This is a genomic window from Janthinobacterium saanense (genome assembly GCF_014200675.1).
Taxonomy (GTDB): Bacteria; Pseudomonadota; Gammaproteobacteria; order Burkholderiales; family Burkholderiaceae_D; genus Janthinobacterium.
The window spans coordinates 503,044-527,141 of the sequence record NZ_JACHCI010000001.1 but is presented as its reverse complement, the minus strand read 5'-3'; the positions used below and the strand labels follow the sequence as shown (position 1 = coordinate 527,141).

19 protein-coding genes are annotated in these 24,098 nt (G+C 60.0%); 12 read left to right on the top strand and 7 right to left on the bottom strand.

Going from position 1 to position 24,098, the window contains the following annotated elements:
* Positions 1 to 85: 85 nt before the first annotated feature.
* Positions 86 to 2,992 carry a DUF6701 domain-containing protein gene (locus tag HDE72_RS02420; protein ID WP_183737117.1) on the bottom strand — a complete coding sequence of 969 codons (2,907 nt, stop codon included), beginning with the start codon at positions 2,990 to 2,992 and terminating at the stop codon, positions 86 to 88.
* 151 nt (positions 2,993 to 3,143) lie between these two features.
* Here HDE72_RS02420 and HDE72_RS02415 point away from each other — a divergent pair, with 151 nt between their 5' ends.
* A complete protein-coding gene (locus tag HDE72_RS02415; RefSeq protein WP_183737116.1) occupies positions 3,144 to 4,151 on the top strand; it encodes a GlxA family transcriptional regulator in 1,008 nt (335 codons plus the stop codon).
* A gap of 5 nt (positions 4,152 to 4,156) precedes the next feature.
* On the opposite strand, the gene HDE72_RS02410 is transcribed toward HDE72_RS02415, so the two are convergent.
* Complete coding sequence (locus HDE72_RS02410) at positions 4,157 to 4,390, bottom strand: hypothetical protein (RefSeq protein ID WP_183737115.1); 234 nt, start codon at positions 4,388 to 4,390, stop codon at positions 4,157 to 4,159.
* A 126-nt stretch (positions 4,391 to 4,516) separates the two neighbouring features.
* On the bottom strand, positions 4,517 to 5,623 hold the full coding sequence (locus HDE72_RS02405) for an S-(hydroxymethyl)glutathione dehydrogenase/class III alcohol dehydrogenase (protein ID WP_183737114.1): 1,107 nt from the start codon (positions 5,621 to 5,623) through the stop codon (positions 4,517 to 4,519).
* 195 nt (positions 5,624 to 5,818) lie between these two features.
* Between HDE72_RS02405 and HDE72_RS02400 the strand changes: the two genes are divergently transcribed.
* Both HDE72_RS02400 and HDE72_RS02395 read left to right on the top strand, forming a co-directional pair.
* Positions 5,819 to 7,024 carry a PQQ-dependent sugar dehydrogenase gene (locus HDE72_RS02400; protein ID WP_183737113.1) on the top strand — a complete coding sequence of 402 codons (1,206 nt, stop codon included), beginning with the start codon at positions 5,819 to 5,821 and terminating at the stop codon, positions 7,022 to 7,024.
* 95 nt (positions 7,025 to 7,119) lie between these two features.
* Positions 7,120 to 7,563: a thioesterase family protein gene (locus HDE72_RS02395; RefSeq protein WP_183737112.1), complete on the top strand. Its 444-nt coding sequence runs from the start codon at positions 7,120 to 7,122 to the stop codon at positions 7,561 to 7,563.
* 44 nt (positions 7,564 to 7,607) lie between these two features.
* On the opposite strand, the gene HDE72_RS02390 is transcribed toward HDE72_RS02395, so the two are convergent.
* Positions 7,608 to 8,108, bottom strand: a complete 501-nt coding sequence (locus HDE72_RS02390) for a DUF3016 domain-containing protein (protein WP_183737111.1) — start codon at positions 8,106 to 8,108, stop codon at positions 7,608 to 7,610.
* 431 nt (positions 8,109 to 8,539) lie between these two features.
* Here HDE72_RS02390 and HDE72_RS02385 point away from each other — a divergent pair, with 431 nt between their 5' ends.
* On the top strand, positions 8,540 to 10,051 hold the full coding sequence (locus tag HDE72_RS02385) for a response regulator (protein WP_183737110.1): 1,512 nt from the start codon (positions 8,540 to 8,542) through the stop codon (positions 10,049 to 10,051).
* A 431-nt stretch (positions 10,052 to 10,482) separates the two neighbouring features.
* Positions 10,483 to 11,304 carry a hypothetical protein gene (locus HDE72_RS02380; RefSeq protein ID WP_183737109.1) on the top strand — a complete coding sequence of 274 codons (822 nt, stop codon included), beginning with the start codon at positions 10,483 to 10,485 and terminating at the stop codon, positions 11,302 to 11,304.
* 588 nt (positions 11,305 to 11,892) lie between these two features.
* Here HDE72_RS02380 and HDE72_RS02375 read toward each other — a convergent pair.
* Entirely contained in the window at positions 11,893 to 13,836 is a 1,944-nt protein-coding gene (locus HDE72_RS02375) for a GAF domain-containing sensor histidine kinase (RefSeq protein ID WP_183737108.1), read from the bottom strand.
* A 195-nt stretch (positions 13,837 to 14,031) separates the two neighbouring features.
* Between HDE72_RS02375 and HDE72_RS02370 the strand changes: the two genes are divergently transcribed.
* From HDE72_RS02370 to HDE72_RS02350, 5 genes are all read left to right on the top strand, one after another.
* Positions 14,032 to 15,585 (top strand): C13 family peptidase, encoded by a 1,554-nt coding sequence (locus HDE72_RS02370; RefSeq protein WP_183737107.1) that lies wholly within the window; start codon positions 14,032 to 14,034, stop codon positions 15,583 to 15,585.
* Positions 15,586 to 15,613: 28 nt separating this feature from the next.
* Positions 15,614 to 15,979, top strand: coding sequence for a cation efflux protein, CzcI family (gene czcI, locus HDE72_RS02365; protein WP_183737106.1), 366 nt, complete (start codon positions 15,614 to 15,616; stop codon positions 15,977 to 15,979).
* A gap of 106 nt (positions 15,980 to 16,085) precedes the next feature.
* The gene (locus HDE72_RS02360) at positions 16,086 to 17,306 is read left to right on the top strand and encodes a TolC family protein (protein ID WP_183737105.1); all 1,221 of its coding nucleotides are present in this window, start codon (positions 16,086 to 16,088) and stop codon (positions 17,304 to 17,306) included.
* 11 nt (positions 17,307 to 17,317) lie between these two features.
* On the top strand, positions 17,318 to 18,520 hold the full coding sequence (locus tag HDE72_RS02355; protein WP_183737104.1) for an efflux RND transporter periplasmic adaptor subunit: 1,203 nt from the start codon (positions 17,318 to 17,320) through the stop codon (positions 18,518 to 18,520).
* A 27-nt stretch (positions 18,521 to 18,547) separates the two neighbouring features.
* Positions 18,548 to 21,688 carry an efflux RND transporter permease subunit gene (locus HDE72_RS02350; RefSeq protein WP_183737103.1) on the top strand — a complete coding sequence of 1,047 codons (3,141 nt, stop codon included), beginning with the start codon at positions 18,548 to 18,550 and terminating at the stop codon, positions 21,686 to 21,688.
* On the opposite strand, the gene HDE72_RS02345 is transcribed toward HDE72_RS02350, so the two are convergent.
* Complete coding sequence (locus HDE72_RS02345; RefSeq protein WP_183737102.1) at positions 21,685 to 22,197, bottom strand: hypothetical protein; 513 nt, start codon at positions 22,195 to 22,197, stop codon at positions 21,685 to 21,687. The two genes, HDE72_RS02350 and HDE72_RS02345, sit on opposite strands and share 4 nt — an antisense overlap.
* Positions 22,198 to 22,578: 381 nt before the next feature.
* Between HDE72_RS02345 and HDE72_RS02340 the strand changes: the two genes are divergently transcribed.
* Positions 22,579 to 23,208: an Npun_F0296 family exosortase-dependent surface protein gene (locus HDE72_RS02340; protein ID WP_183737101.1), complete on the top strand. Its 630-nt coding sequence runs from the start codon at positions 22,579 to 22,581 to the stop codon at positions 23,206 to 23,208.
* Positions 23,209 to 23,283: 75 nt separating this feature from the next.
* On the opposite strand, the gene HDE72_RS02335 is transcribed toward HDE72_RS02340, so the two are convergent.
* Positions 23,284 to 23,520, bottom strand: a complete 237-nt coding sequence (locus tag HDE72_RS02335) for a hypothetical protein (RefSeq protein ID WP_183737100.1) — start codon at positions 23,518 to 23,520, stop codon at positions 23,284 to 23,286.
* Positions 23,521 to 23,734: 214 nt separating this feature from the next.
* Here HDE72_RS02335 and HDE72_RS02330 point away from each other — a divergent pair, with 214 nt between their 5' ends.
* Complete coding sequence (locus HDE72_RS02330; protein WP_183737099.1) at positions 23,735 to 24,097, top strand: hypothetical protein; 363 nt, start codon at positions 23,735 to 23,737, stop codon at positions 24,095 to 24,097.
* Position 24,098: the final 1 nt, after the last annotated feature.

Below are 24,098 nucleotides of genomic sequence, written 5' to 3'. Positions count from 1 at the left end.
TTAGAAGAAGTACGTGTAGCGCGGAAAGCATCTTACTGCGTTTTTTCCGAGTCTGCGTCGACCCCTCCTTTACCTTGATGGCTTGTCAATACATCTCCCTCAGATAAATCACCGGACCCGATTTGTAGACGCCAAAAACGGCGCGCCCGATGGTGCTGGGCAGATAAGGAAAGGCGCCCACCGACACATCGACGCTGCCCGCCAGGCCAGGCGCCAGCAACACCAGTTGCCCGTTTGGCTGCGGCAAGACGCCCGTGCTGACGGTGTACGTGCCCTGCGCTGCTTTTGCCGCACCATTGCAGCTATTGCCGCCGGAAGCCAAACCTTTGCTGCAATTGACCAGGATCACGCCCGTCTGCGTAAAACTGCTGACGCTGTCGGAGGTAGTGGTTTTCCAGCCGCCATCCCAGTATTGCACCTGCACCGGCAGGCGCATCGGCAAGCGCTCCGAACCATAGCTATTGGGCACCATGATGCGGCCCGTCAGCACCGTCAGCTTGGCTTCCGTGCCGCCCCCGCCCGAGGGAAAGGCAGGGGCCGAGACTGATGAGGAACTGACTCCCATGCCATTCGCATAGGTGGTGGTGGCACGGAACAGCACGCCCGTGGGCGGCGCCAGCGCTGTGGCGCCTGCCGGCACGGCATAAGCACCCGGGAAACGGTAGGCGATTGGGGTGTTGGCAACGCCCGCAGTAAAGCTGGCCGGCGCGATGCCGGTCACCGTATTTTGTGCGGCGCTGCCATCGGTCAAGCGGCTGCCACTGGGGTTACTTGGTGGAAAAGCCGTCGTGCCGCTGGCCGCATCGTAGCCCTGCAGATTGACCTTGGCGCTCAAGCTGCTGTCGCGCCCGTCGAAATTGATGGTGGTGGCATTGCCGACATTTTGCGCCGTCACGCGCAAATTGAAGGGCTGGCCGGAATACACAAAAGCCGCTGGCGAGCCGGCGCAGTTCAAGGACGATAAGCATGCCATGGGCGGCGTACCGACCGTTTCCGTGATGAAATGATGCGGAACAAACTGCACGCTGGCGCTATTGCCCGTGGCTGGCAAGGCTGCGCTCTGGTAAGTAGCTAAAGTGGCCGTGAACTGGATGGTGCCCGTTTCCGGCCAGCTCATGCCGGTGGCCGTGCCCACGCCGTTGCCTGCAAAAAGCACACTACCCACGACGGCAGGATTATTGTTGCCCGAAAAAACTGGCGCCACAAACAGACGATCCAGGCCCACCGTTTGCGTGACCGATTCGCGGCCGAAATTCGGCGTCACCTTGCCCAGGGCATTCAGGGCCGACACATTGATGGCCGTTGCTGGCGACACAGGCGTGACGGCCACGCCAGCGCGCTGCGGCGTGGTAATCGCGCTGAAGGAAAAACTTTTCGGCGCGACGATGACATTGCCGCTGCCCGTCATCGTCAAGCCGCTGTCGCTGCCGCTGGTGGAAGCATAGGTGGCGCTCAGGCCCAGCGTGCCCACGTCGGCATAGGTCATCAATGGCGTCGCGAGTCCATTTGAATCGAAGCTCAGGCTGACAGGCGCACCGGCCGCGCTGCAGGCGCTGCCGGCATTAACACCGAGCGCGACAGGATTGCCATTCGCATCCTTGATGCGCGCAGGCAAGGTGCCAGACGATGGGTCGGCATAACTGCATTTCAGCGTGATGGTCTTGTTTTGTCCGGCAAACAGGGGCACGCAGGCACGGGGATTCGACGACGATGCCTGCAAGGCGCTGATGCTGATCGCTGCATCCTGTTCCGCATAACGGGGCGCGCCACTGAGCTGCAGCGCGCTGCTGACAAAAGCCATCCTGCAATTCGTCGTGCTGTTGTCGACGCTGCTCTTGCACACCAGCGCGCCGGTGGTGGTCGGCGTACTGCTCAAGCCAATTAAAACATTGCTGGCGGGCGTGGTCTGTGACACGCTGGAGGTGGCGATGCCGGTGGCTGGCGTGCTGGCATTGATTTGCGCCGTGGCGCCGCCGGGCGTCAGGGTCACTTGCGCCGCGCCCGTGTAGACGGTGCTGCAAGCGGCATCGGCGCACGCCGTCACCGTGACGGGCGCCGGCGAGCAGCTCAGCGCGGTAGGTGGATGGGTGATCTGGAAGTGATCGGGGCCAGCGGGAGTGGGCGCGCTACATTTCGGCCCCAATGGATCGGTATAGGCATAGCCGCTGTTATTGGTCACGCAACTGCAGGGATTGGCTGGCGTATAGGCTTTGCAAGTGATGGTTTGCTGCACCCGGCCCTGCCAGCCCAGGGTGATATGGTCGACCAGGGCATTGCCGGTGATGTAGGCGTTCGAATCGTTGAGGGTCACGTTGCCGCCCTCCACATTGCCCTTGATGTTGTTGCCCGATTCTATCGTCAAGGACTTCAAGGCCTTCACATTGCCCGTGACGGACAGGCTGGACGCCTGCAGGCTGACGGTGGGCGCGGTCAGATTGCCCTTGACCTGGCTGCCGGAACCGACGGTGATGGCAGTCGCGGCCGTGATATCGCCCGTGATCTGGCTATTGGCCGCCAGGATATTGACGGTGTCGCCGCTGATCGGTCCATTGATGGTGGAACCGGAAGCAATACTCACCTGGCCCGTAGCGCTAATGCTGCCCGTCACATTGACATTGTTCGAGCCCATGCTGATGCTGGCTGCAGAAATATTCGCGCTGATGGTCTGCGCCTGTGCGCCCATGCTGAAGGTGTTGCCCGGCGCCGCCAGACTGCCGCCCGTGATCCTCAGGTTATTGGGATTGACATTCGTCATGTCGAAGTTGCCCTTCACCGTCAGGGCGGCGCTGCCACTCATCGTCAAGCCCTGGTTATAGGTGATCGTCAATGCACTGTTGACGGTGACAGCCGCGCCGCTGGCAATCACGATGGCGTCGGTATCGGCCAGCGACAAGGACGCGCAAGTGTATTGCGTGCCGCTGCGGCTGCAGCCGTTCACATCGGCGCCATTGAAGTTGAGTGTGGCAGCCTGGGCCAGGCCGGCCCACAGCATGAGGCACAAGCTGGCAAGAAAAGTGTATATGCGCACGGTATCGGGAAATCTGATGAGTGGGGGGACAGCCAGCCTGTGGATTATTCCATGCTAATCTACGGCAGCACTGTTGTTGCATTATGGCAGTATTTTTCACCCTCGCGCATATCGCATGATCAAGCAAACCTCCACTGACACCCCACTGCGCAGCGTCGACATCATCGTTTATCCCGGCTTCAAGGCGCTCGAAGCGATAGGCGCCATGAAGGTGTTTGACTACGCCAACACCCATTTGCGCCTGCGCCAGTTGCCTGGTGGCTATGACGTGCAAATCGCCTCGACCAGCGTTGGGCCTGTCGAGTCCGATACCTTGATGTCCTTGCACGCCAGCAAAGCGCTCGACAGCACACGCCTGCCCGACCTGGCCGTGATCGTCGGCTGCCACAACGTGGAAGAAGTATTACAAGAGCTGCCGGCCATCGCCACCTGGGTGGCCGAAGCGGCGCCCCGCATATCGACCCTGGCGGCCTTGTGCACGGGCTGCTTCTTCCTGGCCGAGGCTGGCATTCTGGACGGCAAGAGCGCCGCCACGCACTGGAGCGCGGTGGACAGCCTGCGCCAGCGCTACCCAAGAATCAACGTGAATGCCGATGCGATTTTCGTGCGCGAAGGAAACTTGTGGACCTCGGCTGGCGTGACGGCCGGCATCGACCTGGCCCTGGCGCTGGTGGAAGAACATTTCAGCCGCGACATCGCGCTGGAAGTGGCGCGCGACCTGGTGGTGTATCTGAAACGGCCGGGCGGCCAGTCGCAATTTTCCGTGCACCTGGCCAGCCAGATGACGACGCATCCAGGCATGCGCCAGTTGCAGGGCTGGATCATGGAACATCTGGCCCAGCCGTTGACGATACCGCTGCTGGCGGCCAGGCTGGCCATGAGCGAGCGCAATTTTACGCGCGTATTCCAGCGCGAAACCAGCACCAGCCCCACGGAATTCATCGAAACGGCGCGCTTTGAAGTAGCGCGCCGCCTGCTCGAAGATAACGTCACGTCGCTGAAACAGGTCGCGGCCCAGACAGGCTTGCATAGCGAAGAGCGCTTGCGCCGGCTATTCCACAAGAAACTGGGCATCACCCCACGCGATTACCGCGAACGCTTTTCCAGTACCAGGCGTGAATAAGGGGCTTAGCGTAACTTTTTACCACGGACCTGGCGCGTCGCCAGTTGCCGCCGATGCAAGGCCAGCGGCGTAAACATCAGCGCCGACAGCAGGAAAGTGGCCAGCAGCGCCAGCCAGATGGCAGGCGTGGCCAGGATGGCGGCGCCGCTGAACCAGAAGGCGATCAGGGAACCGGCAGCAGCGGCCGCGAAGATGGGCAGCATGCGGCGCAAGGTGGCAAGATAGGCAGTGGCAAACATCGTAGACTCCTGCGGCAACGTTCACAATATGAAAACCATATAGTGACACTAGCAGGGGCGGCGGCCGAAGTACAGCACACCGCCCCGCATCAGCGCACAAGTGTTGCGCAGTGAGTACAGAAAGAACTAGTACAGCACCACCGAGCGTATCGATTCGCCGCTCTTCATCAAGTCAAAACCTTCATTGATGCGTTCCAGCGGCAAGCGGTGCGTGATCAAATCGTCGATATTGAGCTTGCCTTCCATATACCAGTCGACGATCTTCGGCACATCGGTGCGTCCGCGCGCGCCGCCAAAAGCCGAGCCCCGCCATTCGCGGCCCGTGACCAGCTGGAATGGCCGCGTGGAAATTTCCTGGCCCGCTGCCGCCACGCCGATGATGAACGATTTGCCCCAGCCCTTGTGCGTGCACTCGAGCGCCTGGCGCATCAGGGTGGTATTGCCCACGCATTCGAACGAGTAATCGGCGCCGCCATCGGTCAGTTGCACGATGGCATCGACGACATTTTCCACTTCGTTCGGATTGATGAAATGCGTCATGCCGAACTTGCGGGCGATGGCCTGGCGCGCCGGGTTGATGTCGATGCCGATGATTTTATCGGCGCCGACCATCCTGGCCGCCTGGATCACGTTCAGGCCGATGCCGCCCAGGCCGAACACGGCCACATTGGCGCCCGCCTCGACCTTGGCCGAAAACAGCACGGCGCCCACGCCCGTGGTCACGCCGCAACCGATGTAGCAGACTTTATCGAAAGGCGCGTCGGAGCGGATTTTCGCCAAAGCAATTTCCGGCACCACGATGTAGTTGGAAAAGGTCGAGGTGCCCATGTAGTGGAACAGCGGCTTGCCGTCCAGCGAAAAGCGGCTGCTGGCGTCCGGCATCAGGCCACGTCCCTGCGTGGAGCGGATCGCCTGGCAGAGATTGGTTTTCTGCGACAGGCAGAATTTGCACTGGCGGCATTCCGGCGTGTACAGCGGAATAACGTGGTCATCCTTTTTCAGGGTCGTCACGCCCGGCCCGACATCGACCACCACGCCCGCGCCTTCATGGCCCAGGATGGCAGGGAACAGCCCTTCCGGGTCGGCGCCCGACAAGGTGTAGTAATCGGTATGGCAAATGCCGGTGGCTTTCAGCTCGACCAGCACTTCGCCTGCACGCGGGCCGGCCAGGTCCACTTCTTCGATGGTCAGGGGCGCGCCCGCCTTCCATGCCACGGCTGCTTTGGTTTTCATGCACAACTCCTGCTTGGTTTCGAAAGCCGCCATTATCGGCCCCCAGCCCGTCCTGCGCAGGCGCTGGCGCCGCGATTGTCTGAAAACGCGGCGCAGTTGTCCGATGCTGCGCGGGTTCGCTTGCGATAGCTCAATCCCGTCAAGAAAAGGAAGCGCATTCTGGATGCTACTGCGTCCTTCCTGCAGGAGACTGATATGTGCAAGCGATTTCCCCTGATGCCGCAAACATGGCGTTGCCTGCTACTGGCATGCTGCATCGGCTTGCTGGCCGCCTGCGGTGGCGGCCATCACGACCACCCTCCAGGCACGCCACCCACGCCCACACCGCTGGCCCTCGCCCTGCAAGCGGTCGCCAGCGGCTTGAGTACGCCCGTCTTCCTCACGGCGCCACCCGGTGACAGCCGCCAGTTCATCGTCGAACGACCGGGCCGCATCCGCATCATCGACAGCGGCAATCTGCTGCCTGCGCCCTTCCTCGACATCAGTGCGTTGACCACCAATGATGGCGAACGGGGATTGCTGTCGATGGCGTTTCACCCGCAGTACGCCAGCAATGGCTATTTCTTCATCTATTACACGAATCTGGCCGGCGATATCGTCATCGAGCGGCGGCAGGTGTCGGCCGGCAACGCCAGCCTGGCCGATCCCCTGTCCGTACTGACCATACTGACCATTGCCCACCCCAGTTTCAACAACCACTACGGCGGCCTGCTCAGCTTTGGGCCCGACGGCTATCTGTATGCGGGCACGGGCGATGGCGGCAGCGGCGGCGATCCGCCCGGCAATGCGCAAAATACCAATGTGCTGTTAGGAAAACTGCTGCGCCTCGATGTCAACAATAGCAGCGTAGCCCAGCCTTACACCATTCCAACTGGCAACCCTTTCGCCGGATCGACTGGACAGCGCGGCGAAATCTGGGCCTACGGCTTGCGCAATCCATGGCGCTACGCCTTCGACGTGCTGGCCCAGCGACTGTATATCGCCGATGTGGGGCAAGCCAGGGTGGAAGAGGTCGATGTCAGCCCGGCCAGCCAGGCCGGCAACAACTATGGCTGGAATATCATGGAAGGCAATGTGTGCTACAACAGCAGTACGTGTAACCAGGCAGGACTGGTCTTGCCCGCGATTACCTACGGCCATGACAGCGCAGGCGGCTGCTCGATCACGGGCGGCTATGTGTACCGCGGCACGGCCTTGCCGGAACTGGCGGGGCAATACCTGTATTCCGATTACTGCAGCGGCTGGCTGAAAAGCTTTAGCTACAGCAATGGCACCGCCTCGGCCGTGACGGACTGGGGCATCACGAATGTGGGCAATATCGTGTCTTTTGGCCAGGATGCGCAAAACGAGCTGTATATGCTGAGCGGCACGGGCAGTGTGTACCGTATTGTGCGCAAGTAAATGGCACACGCTGGGGGTATTTTTCGATGGAATGCGTGGAACCGGCTAGAATTAACTTTTTAGCCGCGCTCTGCGCCCCAGCTCAAGAGAATACTATGGCCCGTTTGAAACTTGAATTTCCCGAAGACCAATACTGCTATTCCTCGCAATTGACTGTACGCACGACGGATATCAACGCCGGCAACCATCTCGGCAATGATTCCATGATTTCCATGATTTCCGAGGCCCGCGCGCGTTTCCTGTTTGAATTCGGCGTGCGCGACATCGAAGCGGACGGCACCGGCATCATCGTCACCGACCTGGCCACCACCTATCGCGCCGAAGCCCATGCGCGCGACCAGTTGCTGTTCGAAGTGGGCGTCATGGACTTCAATAAATATGGCGGCGACATTACTTTCCGCATCACGCGCCCACGCGACAATTCCTTGATCGCCATGGCCAAGTCCGGCTTCGTGTTTTTCAACTACAAGCTCAGTCAGGTCGTCCCCATGCCGGAAGATTTCGGCGGCAAGTTTCCACAAGTGAACTGGGTCGATTAACACAGCGTGGCAAGCACGACCTGGCTGCTGAAGCAGCGTGAGGCTTACCTCGTTAGCTCCACCTTGACACCGAAGGTGCTGGCGAACCAGTCATCGAGCATCAGCTTTTCATAGCGCAAAGGATCATCGTTGGCATAACGGTTGATGCGGCTCAGGTATGACATGTCGGACAGGGCCGCATCGCTGCTGCTGATCACCTTGCCATCTTGCTGCGACAGCACATAATGCAAACGCATGCGTGGCCAGTCGACGCGGCCATTCATGATGCGCAAATCGCTGATGCCGCGCAAGCGAGGCTCTTCACGGCCAGCCAGATCGATATCGGTGACATTGATCTGCAGGTTTTGCCCGGACGGCAGGCTCTGTCCCAGTTTTTCAAAATGGGCAGTCAAGTCTTTCAGTACGCTGTCACGCTTGGTTTGATCAAAAGGCAGGTCTGTGAATTCATCAGGCTTGTCATACTTCACCTGTGTCTCGGCCCAGGCAGCGCTACTGGCCAGCAAGACCATGCCCGCGAACAGGGCGCGCGTCAACTTCTTGTTCATGATGATCCCTTTCAAGCAATTCGATGGCTTGCAGGCCACGTCTGTTCTTTCAGCTACGCTTCACTATAAACGCATCACCCACGGTTTTTTGCAAAATTCATACCTTGTTACGATCTTTTTGCGGAGGCTACATCATCCCTCCACGCGCCTTTTTTTACAGTTTCGTTGGCAATATTGATTAAAACAAAGTATTGTCTTGAAAATATAGTTGCCTAAGCGATAAACTAAATATGCTAGCGATTTAGCATTTTTGATACGGTCGCCACATGAAATACGACAATCATTATTGCTTGTTGTTAATACTTAGCTGTCAGTCTACAATCGACAAAATGCGCCCGAAAAACGCGCAACGCCGGTAGTGGCGCACAGGAATTCCTGGCGCGTGGCGTCTTGCATTGCGTCAGTTATGCCTTTTAGCGGAACTCGCCCTCATGTCATTTTTGTCTTCAGCATCGCCCAAGTTACCTCCCTGGAAAGTCTTGCTCGTCGATGACGAACCCGACATCCATGACATCACCGAGCTGACACTGAGCCGCTTCCGCCTGGAAGGCCGCGCCCTCAGCTTCCTGCACGCCTACAGCGGCGCCGAAGCCAAGCAGGTGCTGGCGCGCGAAAGCGATATTGCGCTGGTGTTCCTGGACGTGGTGATGGAGCGCGAAGACAGCGGCCTGGAAGTGGCGCGCTGGATGCGCGAAGAACTGGGTAACCGCTTTACGCGCATCGTGCTGCGCACGGGCCAGCCCGGCCAGGCGCCAGAGGAACGCGTGATCGTCAATTACGACATTAACGATTACAAGGAAAAAACCGAGCTCGACCGCACCAAGCTGTTTACCACCACCTTTGCCGCCCTGCGCGCCTACCGCGACATCATGAAGGTCGAGGAAGCGCGCCTGGCCCAGCTCAATTACCGCGAAGGCCTGGAGCGCGTCATCGCCGCTTCCGCCCATATCTTCAAGCAACGCAACCTGCGCGACTTCGCCAGCGGCCTGCTGCAGCAAGTGGTGGCCCTGCTGCGCCTGGAAACAAGCATGCTGCTGCGCCTGCGCGGCGCCAGTGCGATATCCGGCGAACAGGACTATGAAATCCTCGCTCAGATCGGCGACCATGAAGCGGACGGCGGCATCCTCAGCCCTGCCCTGCTGTCGCAACTGGACGATGCGAAAAGCAATAAAATCTCGCGCCTGCATGGCGACACCTATGTCGGCTACTTTCCTAACAGCAGCGGCAAGGCATCTTTGCTGGTGCTCAAGGGCGTGGAAGAAATCTCGGAACTCGATGCACAGTTGCTGGAAGTATTTTGCTCTGGCGTGGCGATTGCCTTCGACAACATTTTGCTGACCCAGGAAATCACCGATACCCAGGCCGAACTGATCTTGCGCCTGGGCGACGTGGTCGAATCGCGTTCCCACGAAGGCGGCAACCACGTGCGCCGCATGGCCGAAGTGTGCCAGCTGCTGGCCCAGGCGTCCGGCATGTCCGAGGAAGAAACCATGGTGCTGCGCCACGCGGCGCCCATGCATGACATCGGCAAGATTTCCACGCCCGATGCGGTGCTGCTGAAACCGGGCAAGCTCGACGCGGCCGAATGGGAAATCATGAAGCAGCACCCAACGGTAGGCATGTCCATCCTCGACGGCTCGCAGCGCCCGCTGTTGAAGGCAGCGGCCGTGATCGCCCACCAGCACCATGAAAAATTCGACGGCAGCGGCTACCCGCAAGGGCTGTCTGGCGAGCACATCCACAAATACGCGCGCATCGCCGCCGTCGCCGACGTGTTCGACGCGCTGATGCACAAACGTTGCTACAAGGAAGCCTGGCCCTTGGAAAGAGTCGTCAGCTACCTGCGCGAAGTCAGCGGCAGCCACCTGGACCCGCAATATGTGGAATTGCTGATTGCAAATCTGGATGAGGCGCTGGCGCTCAATCAGCGTTTCCCGGACTAGCCGGGACTGCCCGGATACGTAAGCCAGACGCAGCACGGGCAATGCAGCCACGGACGTTTTTGTCACGCGCATTAAGTACTGGTCAGAAAATGGCTGCGACTGATCTGGTCACGCACAGCTTGCAAAAGTGGTGGGAATCGGTAAAGGTCGGTAATCGGCCAGGAGCAGCCGTACAAATAATAAAATTTAGGTATTCATGGCTACGGTCATGCCGTCGTTCAGGTCGCTCTTCTCTTCATTCGAACGCCATGCCTGATTTATTACAAACTGAGCATTTTCGCGCCACCAAAACGGGGAATGTCTGAGCTTTAGGTAATCCGAAGAGCGCATTCAATGATTTCGCGTTTTCACTCTTTTTTGGTGTTGCTTGCTCGCTACGCTATGCCTGAGTGGCATCATCTGGTGTCCAATTAAAAATAAAGGGGAACAACATGGTTACCGTGGCCGAGTGGGAGAAGCACTGCGCAAGAGTCACAGAGGAAATGAGCGAATACGTTCAACAATTTGCGACACCGCTCAGTATGAGCGAGCAACCTGGTTCAGGGACGGCATGGGGGTCGGGTACATACCTAGCAGGCCCAGAACTAACCTGGATTCTTACGGCAGAGCATGTGATTAGCAATGTCCCTTCTGGAGGGCGCCTTGCTCACCTTCCGGAAGACGGTGCAGAATACAACGCGGCCTTCGGTACTCCGGCAATGGCAGCGTGGCCGATTGATGCAGCGGCTCTACCAATTTATCCGGATAAAAAATTTCTTCCTCCAGCGAAGAAAATCTTACCTATTTCATTTGTCGACAACTGTTACTCTCCAGTAGACGAAGAACTACTGTTTTGGTACGGTTTTCCCGGATACCGTGCGGAGCGCAATGATCCGAGACAACGCCACCAGTTGATCGAATCTCATTTCAATCATATGACCATTCGAGGAAAACCGATGCTGTCACAGGCTCTCAAGGACAATGTGCAAATATCGGCATCAAACTTTGATCCTTCTGTGCACGTTGCCGTCCATTACCCTATAGCCGCAACTAGAGCTACTGATGGGCAGCTTATCGCCCTCCCAAACGCAGCTGGCATGAGCGGAAGTGCGTTATGGGACACGAAATTCCTTGCATGCGCTCTCGAAGGGAGGCCATGGAGTCCAAAACTGGCTCGGGTTTGCGGGGTGGTCTGGGCGGTATTCGACAATCCGGATGTCGTATTCGTTACGAAAATTGAGCATGTCCGTAAAGGACTGGCCGGTGTCTTCTGATTTCGCCATCGTCGCCACCTGGATCAGATGAGGCAGGCCAATCAGTCTGTAATCTACGCCATACGCACAAGGACGGCCACGCTACCGCAACAGGATAGAAGAAGATAAAGTTAAGAACAAACGGGCCAGAATACATCGTTCATACACTGTTTGCGTATGAAGCAGTTGTTGGATGTACTTCGGCCTCGTTTCGGGCGTTTGTATTGGAGTACCTTTTCTATCCGGCGACACTTGAGCGCCCAGTGACGCGAGGATGCAGTTGCTACCGACGACAGGCATACCCGGAGCTCTGTTATTGTCTAGGGGCTGAGATTACAGCTAAGCTGCGCGCTCCGGTGGAATGACTGCTTCGGGGCGACAGCAGCCACTCATCAAATAGCCAAGTGCCCCTGACCGATACGCATACCGGCAAAACATGCTTCGGCCCAAGTCCCCAGCCCGGGCTTTCCGGGCCAAGCGGGCCTGAAAAATGCCGAGGGCAAGGCGCGGCGACGCAGACAGTACGCATGTACGGCAAGGAAGCCGCAACGCAGCCATCGGCATTTTCTCAGGCCCGCGCCTCCGGCCCGCTGTTCAAATTCCAAACTTTCAAGCACTCTTGGGCTCTAACGGAAATCTGATCTTGTAGTGCAAGCCCATGCCGGGTGCACTGACCACATTCACGGTACCACCCAGCGGCCCCGTCACCAGGTTATACAAGATATGCGCACCCAGGCCACTGCCGCCGGAACCCCTTTTTGTCGTAAAGAAGGGATCAAACAACTGGCCCAGGGTGGCGCTGTCCATGCCCATGCCGTCGTCGCTGTAATCGAGCGCCAGCATGTCGCCCTCGCTCCTGGCGCTGAGCGTGATCTTGCCCGGTTCGCCTTCCGCAAAACCATGCACCAGCGAATTGACCACCATATTCGTCACAATCTGCGAGACGGCGCCCGGATAGCTGCGCAAATGCAGTTCGGCAGCGCAATCGATCTCCACCTTGACGGGCTTGCCTTTCAGCTTGGGCTGCAGCGACAGCAGCACTTCATCGAGATATTTGCGTAAATTAAAACTGCGCAATTCATCCGAGGACTGATCTACCGCAACCTGCTTGAAACTGCGCACCAGCGCAGCCGCGCGCTGGGTATTGGTGGTCATGATGCGCAAGGTCTGGTCGATGATGCCAAAAAATTGCTGCAAGCCATCTTCATCGAGCTGGCCGGCGGCCAGGTCTTCGCGCGTCAGCTTCAGTTCCTGCACCAGATGGCTGGTGGCCGTCACGCAAATGCCCAGCGGCGTATTGATTTCATGGGCGACACCGGCGACCAGGCGGCCCAAGGACGCGAGTTTTTCCTGGCGTACCAGTTCCGACTGCGCTTCCTTGAGCGCGCTCAAAGCGCTGTTCAAGGCAGCATTCTGTTCTTCCAGCGCTTCCTTGGCCCGGCGCATGGCGGCATCGGCTTGCATGCGCGCAATTGCCACCGCAACATGGCTGGCCATGAAGGCCAGCACATCCAGTTCTGCCTGGCCATACACGACGGAGGCGTCGTAGCTTTGCACGATGATCACGCCATACGCACGCTCGCCCAACAGCATGGGCGCGCCCATCCAGCTGGCGATGCCCACATTGCCCAGCGGCTCGTTCATCTCGCCGCTGGCCACCAGCGCCGCATAACTGCCGGCATCGAGCAAACAGGCTTGGCGGCGCGCCAGGATATAGGAACTCATGCCGATGCCGTAATGAAAGCGCTTGACGGGCGCCTGGGCATCTTTTTCATCGACAAAATACGGGATCGTGATGTCCTTGCTGTCCGGGTGATACAGGGCGATCAGGAAATTTTTCGCCGTCACCAGTTCGCTGATGATGGCGTGCAAGCGTGCGTACAGGGTGCCCGCGTCGGAGGCTTGCGCCGACAGATTCGCGATTTCATACAACGCATGCTGCAGGTTTTCCGCGCGGCGCCGCTCGGCCACCTCGTGCGCCAGCAAGGCCGTGCGCTCCTGCACCGCTTTTTCCAGCCGGTCCATGCTTTGCATGCCTTGCAGCGCGCTCGAGACATGGGTGGCGATCAGCGCAAACAGGGCCTGGTCTTCATCGCTGAAGCGGTGCTCGGCGGTATAACTCTGGATCACGATGGCGCCCAGCGCCTGGTGCTGCTGGTCCAGCAGCGGGCAGCCTATCCAGTGCTCGGCTGCCGTGCCGCCGCCCCAGGAGCCGCCATCGATGGCGCGCATGGCCTCGTCGCCGGCCGACATCACCAATTGCTTGCGGTTCACGATCACCCAGGCCGTGGGCGACTGCGCGGCGCTGGCCAGGCGCACGCCCGCGTCCGGCGACGGCGATGCATCGAATTCATCGACAAAATACGGAAAGCGCACCAGGCCGTCGTCATGGTCGCTCAAGGCCACATAAAAATTGGCCGCGTACATGATGCGCCCCAGCGCCGCATGCACGGCTTGCAGGAATTCCGAGATATCGCTGCACGTGCTGGAGCGCTGCCCGATTTCCAGCAAGACAGTTTGAACGGCTTCGAGACGGCTGAGACGACTTTCCATGCTGATCCTTGTGCTGACTTGTTTGCCTGCTTATATTGCTTTATGTACACATATTGAGCGCATAGTAGCAGTTCAACTCCCGCTTGGCACCACTAAAAGGCAAGTCCTGACAATTACTATGCGCACACATTTGCCAGCCGGGCCAGACAGTGGCAGACTAGGCACCCTCTGACGACCAGCCCCATCCCTGCCCCCATGACCGCACCGCGCCGCTCTTCGCTCCGCCCTTACACTCTCGCCGGCTTGCTGCTGTTTGCCGCCCTGGGCATGCCGCCGCTGTGCGCGGCGCCGCCGGCCCGCCCGCCTGCGGCAGAGACGGCCGATGGCGGCCGCTATTTCGGCCCGCTGGCCGACGGCAAGATGCAAGGCCAGGGCCGGCTGGAGTACGCCAGCGGCGCCTACTATGAAGGCGGCTTTGAACGGGGCGTGTTTTCCGGCCAGGGCCATTTACGGCAAAGCTCGGGCGTGGACTACGTGGGCGCCTTCCGCCAGGGCGCCTTCGATGGCGAGGGGCGCTACACCTCGCCCAAGGGCGAAGTCTATACGGGCAGCTTCAGCAAGGGTAGCTTCGAAGGCAGCGGCAGTTTCGAGGGTGCCGATGGCGGCAGCTTCGTGGGCGCCTTCAAGAACTGGAAACCGCATGGCGCAGGCAAACTGAGCGATACCGACGGCACTGTCTTTGAAGGCCAGTTCGTGCAGGGCCAGCCGCTGGGCAAGGTCATCGTCACCACCAAGGATGGCATCCATTACGAAGGCCCGCTGAAGGACTGGAAATTCGACGGCGAGGGTCTGCTGCGCACGGTCGATGGCGACGAATACCGGGGTGGCTTCAAGAATGGCGTATTCGATGGCAAGGGCGTGCTGCGCTACGCCACGGCGCAAGCCGATGGCCGCCGCGAAGACAGCGGCAACTGGACCGAAGGCCAGCTCGACGATCCGGCCGGCGACAAGCTCACGCGCGACAATGTGGAACTGGCCCTGTATAGCCAGCGCAGCCTGCTCGACCAGGCGCTGGGCAAGCTGGCAGCACGCGACCCGGCCAAAAAAATCAATCTGTATCTGCTGGGCGTGGCCGGCGACGGTTCGCAGGAAGTCTTCCACCGCGAGACCAATTATGTGCAGCGCCAGTTCGACCGCGATTACGGCACGGCAGGCCGCTCCTTGATGCTGGTCAATAGCCGCAACACGGTGGCCAAGCAGCCGATGGCCACCATCACCAGCATCCGCACCAGCCTGGAGACCATCGCCGGCAAGATGGACAAGAACAACGATATCCTGTTCCTCTTCCTCACCAGCCACGGCTCGCCCGAGCATGAACTGTCGCTGGCGCAAAACGGCATGGATTTGCGCAGCCTGCCCGCACAAGAGCTGGCCGGCATGCTGAAAAAGACCGGCATCCGCTGGAAAGTGGTGCTGGTCTCGGCCTGCTATGCGGGCGGCTTCATCGATACCCTGAAAGATGACCACACGCTGGTGATCACAGCGGCGCGGCGCGACCGCACCTCGTTCGGCTGCGACGACCAGAACGAATTCACCTACTTCAGCGAAGCGTATTTCAAGGATGCCCTGCCGCACAGCGCCAGCTTTGGCGAGGCCTTCGACAAGGCCAGGGTGCTGGTCAATGCGCGCGAGGAAACGGAGTTCCAGGAAGATGGCGTGGTCGCGCCGGAAGACCATTCCGAACCGCAGATCTACCGGGGCAAGGCCATCGAAGCGCATTTGAAGGAGTGGCGCGCGCAACTCCATTAAACGGATACAGGCTACAATACCTGGATCAATGAAAAAATTCTTCGTGCTCCTGCTGCTATTCGTGCTTCCGCTCCAGATGTCCTGGGCAGCGGCGAGCGCCTATTGCCAACACGAAGAAGGCAAGGCGGCCCAGCATCTGGGCCACCACAGCCACCAGCACAAGGCAGGCAGCGACACGCAGGCTGACAAGCAGGCTTCCATCGACAAGCAAGCCAAGGGCCAGCCGCATAGCGACTGCAATGTCTGCCATGGCATAGGCCACGCCTGGCTGCCCGTCAGTGCCAGCATGCCCGTGTTCGATACGGCCTCGAACGCCATCGACACCGCTTCACCGTTCTACATCTCGCACATCCCTGACGGACCCAAGCGGCCCGACTGGTCCCCGGTCGCCTAGACCGACGGGACGTTTTTCTCTCTGACAACGGCACGCATCACGCTTGATCTGGTGGGTGCGGCTTTGTCCGTCCCGTCGAATTCCTTCCCTGATTTTGGAGAATTCGATGTACCGAACTATTTTTTTACTGGCCGCCGGCTTGCTGGCCGGCGCGCATGCGCACGCGCAAGAACCTGCCGGCGCACTGAGCTTGGCGGCTGCCCAAACCCTGGCGGTCAGCAACAACCCTACTTTGTCCGCCGCGCGCCATGAACTGGAAGCCCAGGGAGGCGCCCTGCAACAGGCGCAAACCTTGCCCAATCCCGAACTGCAAACCCTGGTCGAAGACACCCGCCGCGCCACGCGCAGCACCACCGTGCAGCTGAACCAGCTGATCGAACTCGGCGGCAAGCGCGGCGCCCGCACCCAGGTGGCGCAGCGGGGGCAAGACGTGGCCGAAGCGGCGCTGGCCATGCAGCAGGCCGATACGCGTGCGGCGGTGACGACCGCCTTTATCGACGTGCTGGCTGCGCAGCAAGGGTTGCGTCTGGCCGATAGCGCGCAAGCACTGGCTGCGCGCGCAAGCGACATCACGGCGCGCCGGGTCACGGCGGGTAAAGCTTCGCCCGTCGAAGAAACGCGCGCCCGCGTGGCCGAAGCGAGCGTCCGGCTGGAACTGAACCTGGCGCGCGGCGCACTGGCCAGCGCTCGCAAGCGCCTGGCCGCCCTGTGGGGCAATGCCACGCCCCGCTTCAGCGTGGCCGAAGGCAATCTCGACGACTTGCCGCCCTTGCCCGACAGCAGTGAACTGGCGACACGTTTGCAGCACGCGCCTGCCCTGCGCCAGGCACGCAGTACGCTGGAGCAACGCAAAGCCATGTTGGACCTGGAACAGCGCCGGACCACGCCCGATATCACCGTCAGCCTGGGCATGAAACGCTCGGAAGAGCTGGGACGCAGCCAGGCGATTATCGGCTTGTCCCTGCCTTTGCCCCTGTTCGACCGCAATGCCGGCAACCAGCTCGACGCCCTGCGCCGCAGCGACAAGGCCAGCGACGAACTGGCGGCCGCCAGCTTGGACCTGCAAACGGCGCTGGCTGACGCCCGCGAACGCCTGGCCACGGCCAGGCTCGACGTGGAAAGCTTGCGCCGCGACATCTTGCCCGGCGCGCAAAGCGCTTATGACGCGGCGACCAAGGGTTTTGAGTTTGGCAAATTCGCCTTCCTCGATGTGCTCGACGCCCAACGCACCTTGCTGCAAGCCAAAAACCAGACCCTGCGCGCGCTGACCGAAGCGCAACAGGCCGCTGCCGAAATCGAACGCCTGCTCGGCGCGCCCGCCCTCTAAGGAAGACATTCATGAAGACGAATCTCAATAAGAAACAAACCATCGCCATCGCCGCCATCGCCGCAGCCGGCATCGTGCTGGGTGCGCTCATCCTCGGCACAGGCGGTCACAAAGAAACGCCGCCTGTGGCCAAAGCGCAGGAGCAAGCCGCAAAGAAAGATGACCACAGCCACGAAGAGGTGGAGGGACGACTGGAACTGAGCGCCGCACAGATACAGGAGGCCGGCGTGACCATCGCCGAAGCGGGCCCGGCGCGCATCAAGACCACGGTGTCATTGCCTGGCGAAATCCGTTTCAATGAAGACCGCACGGCCCACGTCGTGCCGCGCCTGGCTGGCGTGGTCGAAGCCGTGCAGGCAGACCTGGGGCAACTGGTAAAGAAGGGGCAGGTACTGGCTGTGATCGCCAGCACGGAATTGTCCGAGCAGCGCAGCAGCTTGCTGTCGGCGCAGCGGCGCTTGTCGCTGGCCCGCTCCACCTATGAGCGCGAAGAAAAGCTGTGGCATGAAAAAATCTCGGCCGAGCAGGATTATCTGCAGGCGCAGCAAGCGTGGCGCGAAGCGGAAATCGCCGTGCAAAATGCCAGCCAGAAACTCAGTGCCCTGGGCGCCACGGGTGGCGGCAAGGGGCCATTGAACCGCTATGAAATCCGCGCGCCCTTCGACGGCATGGTACTGGAGAAACATATTGCGCTCGGTGAAGCGGTCAAGGAAGACGCGAATATCTTTGTCATTTCCGACCTGTCCACCGTGTGGGCGGAAATCGCCGTGCCGGCCAAAGACCTGGCCACCGTGCGCGTGGGCGGCAAGGCGGAAGTGAAGGCGTCGGCCTTCGACGCCAGCGCCAAGGGAACGATCACTTATGTCGGTGCGCTGATCGGCGAGCAGACGCGCACGGCCAAGGCCCGCATCACCCTGTCCAACCCCGACATGGCCTGGCGCCCCGGCCTGTTCGTGACGGTGGCGGTGGTGTCTGGCGAGGCGGACGCGGCCGTGACAGTACACAGCGAGGCGATACAGAGCGTGGAAGACAAGCCCACGGTATTCGTCAAAATCAAGCAAGGTTTCCAGGCCACCCCCGTCAAGCTGGGGCGCAGCGACGGCAAGCTGACAGAAATCACCGAGGGCGTAACGAGCGGCACGCCGTACGCGGCGCAGGGCAGCTTTGTCTTGAAGTCCGAGCTGGGCAAGGATGCCGCCGGCCATGAACACTAAATCCAACGTTGAAACGAGGAAACCATCATGTTTGAACGCTTGATACGCTTCGCCATCGCCCAGCGCTGGCTGGTGATGCTGGCCGTGGCCGCCATGGCTGGCCTGGGCATCTACAGCTATCAAAAGCTGCCCATCGACGCCGTGCCCGACATCACCAATGTGCAGGTGCAAATCAACACCCAGGCCAGCGGCTATTCACCGCTGGAAACCGAGCAGCGCATCACCTTCCCCATCGAGACGGCCATGGCCGGCTTGCCCAAGCTGGAGCAGACCCGTTCGCTGTCGCGCTACGGCCTGTCGCAAGTGACGGTGATCTTCAAGGATGGCACGAATATTTATTTCGCCCGCCAGATGATCAACGAGCGCCTGCAGGAAGCCAGGGAAAGTTTGCCCGCCGGTATCACGCCGAAGCTGGGCCCCGTCTCCACCGGCCTCGGTGAAATCTATCTGTGGACGGTGGAAACCGAAGCTGGCGCGAAAAAACCGGACGGCACGCCGTACACGCCGACGGATTTGCGCGAAATCCAGGACTGGATCATCAAGCCGCAATTGCGCAACGTGACAGGCGTGACGGAAATCAATGCCATCGGCGGTTACGCCAAGCAATACCAGGTGGCGCCCAGCCCGGAAAAACTGGCCGCCTACGGCATCAACCTGCAAGAAATCGTGACCGCGCTCGAACGCAACAACAGCAATGTGGGCGCCGGCTATATCGAGCGCAAGGGCGAGCAATTGCTGATACGGGCGCCTGGGCAAGTGGCGTCCAAAAGCGATATCGGCAATATCGTGGTGGCCAATGTGCAAGGCGTGGTCATCCGCATCCGCGACGTGGCTGAAGTGCTGATCGGGCGCGAACTGCGCACGGGCGCGGCCACGGAAAACGGCCGCGAAGTGGTGCTGGGCACGGTCTTTATGCTAATCGGTGAAAACAGCCGCGCCGTTTCGCAGGCGGTGGATAAAAAGATGCTGGAAATCAACCGCAGCTTGCCCGCCGGCGTGCACGCCGTCACCGTCTATGACCGCACGGTACTGGTCGACAAGGCCATCAATACGGTCAAGAAAAACCTGCTGGAAGGCGCGGTGCTGGTGATCGCCGTGCTGTTCCTGTTCCTGGGCAATATTCGCGCAGCCGTCATCACGGCCATGGTGATCCCGCTGGCCATGCTGTTCACGTTTACGGGCATGGTGCAATACCACGTCAGCGCCAACCTGATGAGTCTGGGTGCGCTGGACTTTGGCATCATCATCGATGGCGCCGTGGTGATCGTGGAAAATTGCGTGCGCCGCCTTGCGCATGCGCAAGAGAAGCATGGCCGGCCCCTCACCTTGCAAGAGCGCTTTCATGAAGTGTTTGCCGCATCGCAAGAGGCGCGCCGCCCGCTGCTGTACGGCCAGTTGATCATCATGGTGGTCTACCTGCCCATTTTCGCGCTAACGGGCGTGGAAGGACGCATGTTTACGCCGATGGCCTTGACGGTAGTCATCGCACTGCTGGGCGCCATGCTGCTGTCGATCACCTTCATTCCTGCCGCCGTGGCCCTGTTCATCGGCGACAAGGTGGCGGAAAAAGAAAACGCCCTCATGCGCGCCGCCAAACGCTGGTATGCACCTGCACTGGACAAGGTGATGGCCAACACGCCCGTGGTGCTGGTCTTCGCGACCGTCGCCGTGCTGCTGTCGGGCTTGCTGGCTACGCGCATGGGCAGCGAATTCGTGCCCAACCTGAACGAGGGCGATATTGCCATCCAGGCCCTGCGCATTCCCGGCACCAGCCTCACGCAATCGCTGGCCATGCAGCAGCAGCTGGAAACGAAGCTGATGGCCAGCCACAAGGAAATCGCCCGCGTGTTTGCCCGCACGGGCACGGCCGAAATCGCCTCGGACCCGATGCCGCCGAATATTTCCGATGGCTACATCATGCTCAAGCCGCGCGAACAGTGGCCGCAGCCTAACAAGTCGCGTAAACAATTGCTGGCGGAAATCGAGGCCACGGCCAATAGCCTGCCCGGCAACAACTACGAGTTTTCGCAGCCGATACAGCTGCGTTTCAATGAACTCATTTCCGGCGTGCGCAGCGACGTGGCCGTGAAACTGTTTGGCGACGATATGGCGGTGCTCGATGGCACGGCGGCCAAGATCGCCAGCGTGCTCGGCAGCATCAGCGGTGCGGCGGAAGTCAAAGTGGAACAAACCACGGGGCTGCCCATGCTGACAGTGCAGATAGACCGCGAGCAGACGGCGCGCTACGGACTTAACATTGCTGACGTGCAATCGGCAATCGCCACCGCCATCGGCGGCCAGCAAGCGGGGACTGTGTTTCAGGGCGACCGCCGCTTCGATATCGTGGTGCGCCTGCCGGAAAACCTGCGCAGCGACCTGGAACAATTGCAGCGCTTGCCGATTGCCCTGCCCCAGGACGCCAGCACGGCAGGACGCGCGCGCTTCATCCCGCTGGGCGAAGTGGCCAGCCTGCAGATGGCGCCGGGGCCGAACCAGATCAGCCGCGAAGATGGCAAGCGCCGCATCGTCATCAGCGCCAATGTACGCGGGCGCGATATCGGCTCGTTCGTTGCCGAGGCAGAACAGCAACTGCAGGCGCAGGTCAAAATTCCAGCCGGCTACTGGACCAGCTGGGGCGGCCAGTTCGAGCAATTACAGTCGGCAAGCAAGCGGCTGCAACTGGTGGTGCCGGTGGCGCTGGGCCTGGTGTTTGTGTTGCTGTTTGCCATGTTCGGCAATGTCAAGGATGGCTTGCTGGTTTTTAGCGGCATCCCGTTCGCCTTGACCGGCGGCATCATTGCGCTGTGGCTGCGCGACATCCCCATGTCGATCTCGGCCGCCGTGGGCTTCATTGCGCTATCGGGCGTGGCCGTGCTCAATGGTCTGGTGATGCTCGCCTTTATCCGCCAGCTGCGTGAACAGGGCGTGGGACTCGATGCAGCCGTGCGCGAAGGCGCGCTGACCCGCTTGCGTCCCGTGCTGATGACGGCGCTGGTGGCCTCGCTGGGCTTCGTGCCGATGGCGATCGCTACCGGCACGGGCGCCGAAGTGCAGCGCCCGCTGGCCACCGTGGTGATCGGCGGCATCTTGTCATCGACCGTGCTGACCTTGCTGGTGCTGCCGCTGCTGTACCGGCTGGCTTATCGCAAGCAAGGCAAGGAAACTTAGTTGGGCTTGCGGTAGCCGCCTTCGATCCAGTTGGCCGCTGCCGTGGCATTGAACTTGAAGGCCGCCGAGGTGCGTACCTTGGCAATCTGCTCGCCATCGGCATCGTAGGCGCTCAGTTCGGCATAGGGGTGGTCTTCGTCGGGCACGATGTCGAACATGACCTTGATCTGGCCCTCGTCGGTGGCCACATACAGGCTCTTGTGCAATTGCGCGTGCAGCTGCTGCTCATGGCGGCGCAGCACTTCCGAGGCTGTCTTGACCAGCGTATTGAAGGCGTTGACGTCGAGCGGTTTCGGATTTTTCTTGTCGCGCCCCATGGTCCACGGCCCTACCAGGGCTGGTTCCGGTTCGCCATCCTTGATCATGGCCACGGCCCAGCCTTCATCTTCCTCATTCTTGATCACGCGGGCCGTCCAGCCATTGCCCACCCACAGGCGCGGTTCCTGGATGGGGGCGTCATTATCTGGTTCGGAGGAGGGGTCGGGGAAGGTGGAAAACTCGGTGCTCATGGCGGTGCTCGTTCGATGGCTGGGGCTAGCATGATAGTCGAAAACGCCGTTACATGACGGCCTTCTTTGCGCCTGTTCCGCGCGGCAAAGTCGATGGCGACGGCATCGTCCCATAGACGATCTCGGCAGGAATGCAAGCTATCAATTTAGTAGGCAAGTTCTAATAATCGAGCTTTGATATTTCTCAATACAACCTATTATTACATCGCAATATAGTTGTGTTTTTTGAATTCAAATATTGCATTTAATAATGCTTGGTTGCAAGCAACTATCATCACCGCGACGCCCCTCAACCCCGTACGCCGCACGGTCTGCATGTCCCCCCGCAACAGGCATCTCTCTGAAAAATAGCAGCGTACATATTAACTTGAGGGAATAAAAATGAAACTACTCGCTACCATGGCTTTTGCCACGCTGGCTGTTGCAGGCACGGCCAGTGCCGTTCCTGTGTTTACGGCAGGCGGTGTTGCTGTCGCTGGTCAGGGGCTGGAGTCTGCCGTTGCAGGCGCCACCACCATCGACTTCAACAGCGGCATCCTGCCCGCCAACTACACGGACGGCTCGCTGTTTACCGGGACGGACGTCAACCATGCCGCGCCTCCTAGTGACACGAGCATGTACCTGTCGGCCGGCGTTTCTTCCGACCAGCACACACCCGTGACCGCGACCTTTAGCGGCGGCCTCAGCTATTTCGGTTTTTATATGGGTTCGCCCGACACCTACAATAGCGTCACCTACACCTTTGCCGATCACAGCACCACGACGCTGACGGGCACGCAACTGGCCACCCTGGCCGGCGATTTGCCCAATGGCAACCAGACGATCGGCCTGTACGTGAATGCCTTTGCCGGCGCGGGATCGAAGATTACCTCGGTCGCCTTTGCATCCGGACAAAACGCTTTCGAGACGGACAACCACGCCTTCATCAGCGCCGTACCGGAACCGGAAACCTATGGCATGCTGCTGGCCGGCCTGGGCTTGATGGGCTTCATGCTGCGCCGCAAGAGCTGACCTCATCTGCTGTCACGCACGAAAGCCCGCGATGCGGGCTTTTTTTAAGGCCATGGAACTGAACAGGCAACAGCGTTAGCACATGCGCATGGCAGGATGGGCAGGCCAGGTCAGCGGCGGGCCGGGTGGTATCCAGCGCGGGTCAATGGCTGGCAGCGGCACGTGGTAATTGTAGGGATTGATGATGATCGGCGGAATGGCCGATGGCGCACCGACAGGTTCGGCGAAAGACTGCTGGGCGCTACGTTGGCGCGTGGTTTCATGGTCATGAAGGGATAACGATTGATCCCCGGTATCTGCAAACAAAAGCATGTTGCCCTCCTTGCTAGACTGAGGTATTCAGTATAGGACGGCTGACGTATATTTCAAGAAAAGAAATCTTGTTCGATAACAGGATAAACAGGCCAGTCCGCTTTCCATACCGCGAAAATGACCGTCTGTCTCACGCCACTGGCAACGATAGTGATGGGCAATTACAGTGTGAACATCCTGAGTTCACCAGTACACCACCCCACAGAGGCACATCATGAAAAAAATCCTTGGCTTCGTCTTCATCCTGGTCCTCGCCTGCCTGTTCTTTAACAAGATCAGCGGCAGCAATATGACGATGGACTTCAATGGCAATGACGTCGATGGTCCGCTGGAGTTTCTGTTCGGCATGATTTTCGCTGGCGGCGGCTTGCTGATCGCCCTGATCGCCATCATCTGCGCGGCCGTATTGGTGGGTCTGGTAATGGCAGGGGTAGGTGTGCTGATGGTCGCCATCGTGGCCGGCTGCATTGCGCTGGGACTGCTCTTCAGCGCGCCGTTCATGCTGCCGCTGCTGATCCCTATCGCCATCATCTGGGTCTTGGTCAGCCGCAACCGCAAGCAGCGCAATAGCCGTTAAG

Bases quoted from the DNA above. Each gene is read 5' to 3' on its own strand.
- HDE72_RS02420 (WP_183737117.1), bottom strand. From the start codon at position 2,992: ATGCTGTGGGCCGGCCTGGCCCAGGCTGCCACACTCAACTTCAATGGC.
- HDE72_RS02415 (WP_183737116.1), top strand. From the start codon at position 3,144: ATGATCAAGCAAACCTCCACTGACACCCCACTGCGCAGCGTCGACATC.
- HDE72_RS02410 (WP_183737115.1), bottom strand. From the start codon at position 4,390: ATGTTTGCCACTGCCTATCTTGCCACCTTGCGCCGCATGCTGCCCATC.
- HDE72_RS02405 (WP_183737114.1), bottom strand. From the start codon at position 5,623: ATGAAAACCAAAGCAGCCGTGGCATGGAAGGCGGGCGCGCCCCTGACC.
- HDE72_RS02400 (WP_183737113.1), top strand. From the start codon at position 5,819: ATGTGCAAGCGATTTCCCCTGATGCCGCAAACATGGCGTTGCCTGCTA.
- HDE72_RS02395 (WP_183737112.1), top strand. From the start codon at position 7,120: ATGGCCCGTTTGAAACTTGAATTTCCCGAAGACCAATACTGCTATTCC.
- HDE72_RS02390 (WP_183737111.1), bottom strand. From the start codon at position 8,108: ATGAACAAGAAGTTGACGCGCGCCCTGTTCGCGGGCATGGTCTTGCTG.
- HDE72_RS02385 (WP_183737110.1), top strand. From the start codon at position 8,540: ATGTCATTTTTGTCTTCAGCATCGCCCAAGTTACCTCCCTGGAAAGTC.
- HDE72_RS02380 (WP_183737109.1), top strand. From the start codon at position 10,483: ATGGTTACCGTGGCCGAGTGGGAGAAGCACTGCGCAAGAGTCACAGAG.
- HDE72_RS02375 (WP_183737108.1), bottom strand. From the start codon at position 13,836: ATGGAAAGTCGTCTCAGCCGTCTCGAAGCCGTTCAAACTGTCTTGCTG.
- HDE72_RS02370 (WP_183737107.1), top strand. From the start codon at position 14,032: ATGACCGCACCGCGCCGCTCTTCGCTCCGCCCTTACACTCTCGCCGGC.
- czcI (WP_183737106.1), top strand. From the start codon at position 15,614: ATGAAAAAATTCTTCGTGCTCCTGCTGCTATTCGTGCTTCCGCTCCAG.
- HDE72_RS02360 (WP_183737105.1), top strand. From the start codon at position 16,086: ATGTACCGAACTATTTTTTTACTGGCCGCCGGCTTGCTGGCCGGCGCG.
- HDE72_RS02355 (WP_183737104.1), top strand. From the start codon at position 17,318: ATGAAGACGAATCTCAATAAGAAACAAACCATCGCCATCGCCGCCATC.
- HDE72_RS02350 (WP_183737103.1), top strand. From the start codon at position 18,548: ATGTTTGAACGCTTGATACGCTTCGCCATCGCCCAGCGCTGGCTGGTG.
- HDE72_RS02345 (WP_183737102.1), bottom strand. From the start codon at position 22,197: ATGAGCACCGAGTTTTCCACCTTCCCCGACCCCTCCTCCGAACCAGAT.
- HDE72_RS02340 (WP_183737101.1), top strand. From the start codon at position 22,579: ATGAAACTACTCGCTACCATGGCTTTTGCCACGCTGGCTGTTGCAGGC.
- HDE72_RS02335 (WP_183737100.1), bottom strand. From the start codon at position 23,520: ATGCTTTTGTTTGCAGATACCGGGGATCAATCGTTATCCCTTCATGAC.
- HDE72_RS02330 (WP_183737099.1), top strand. From the start codon at position 23,735: ATGAAAAAAATCCTTGGCTTCGTCTTCATCCTGGTCCTCGCCTGCCTG.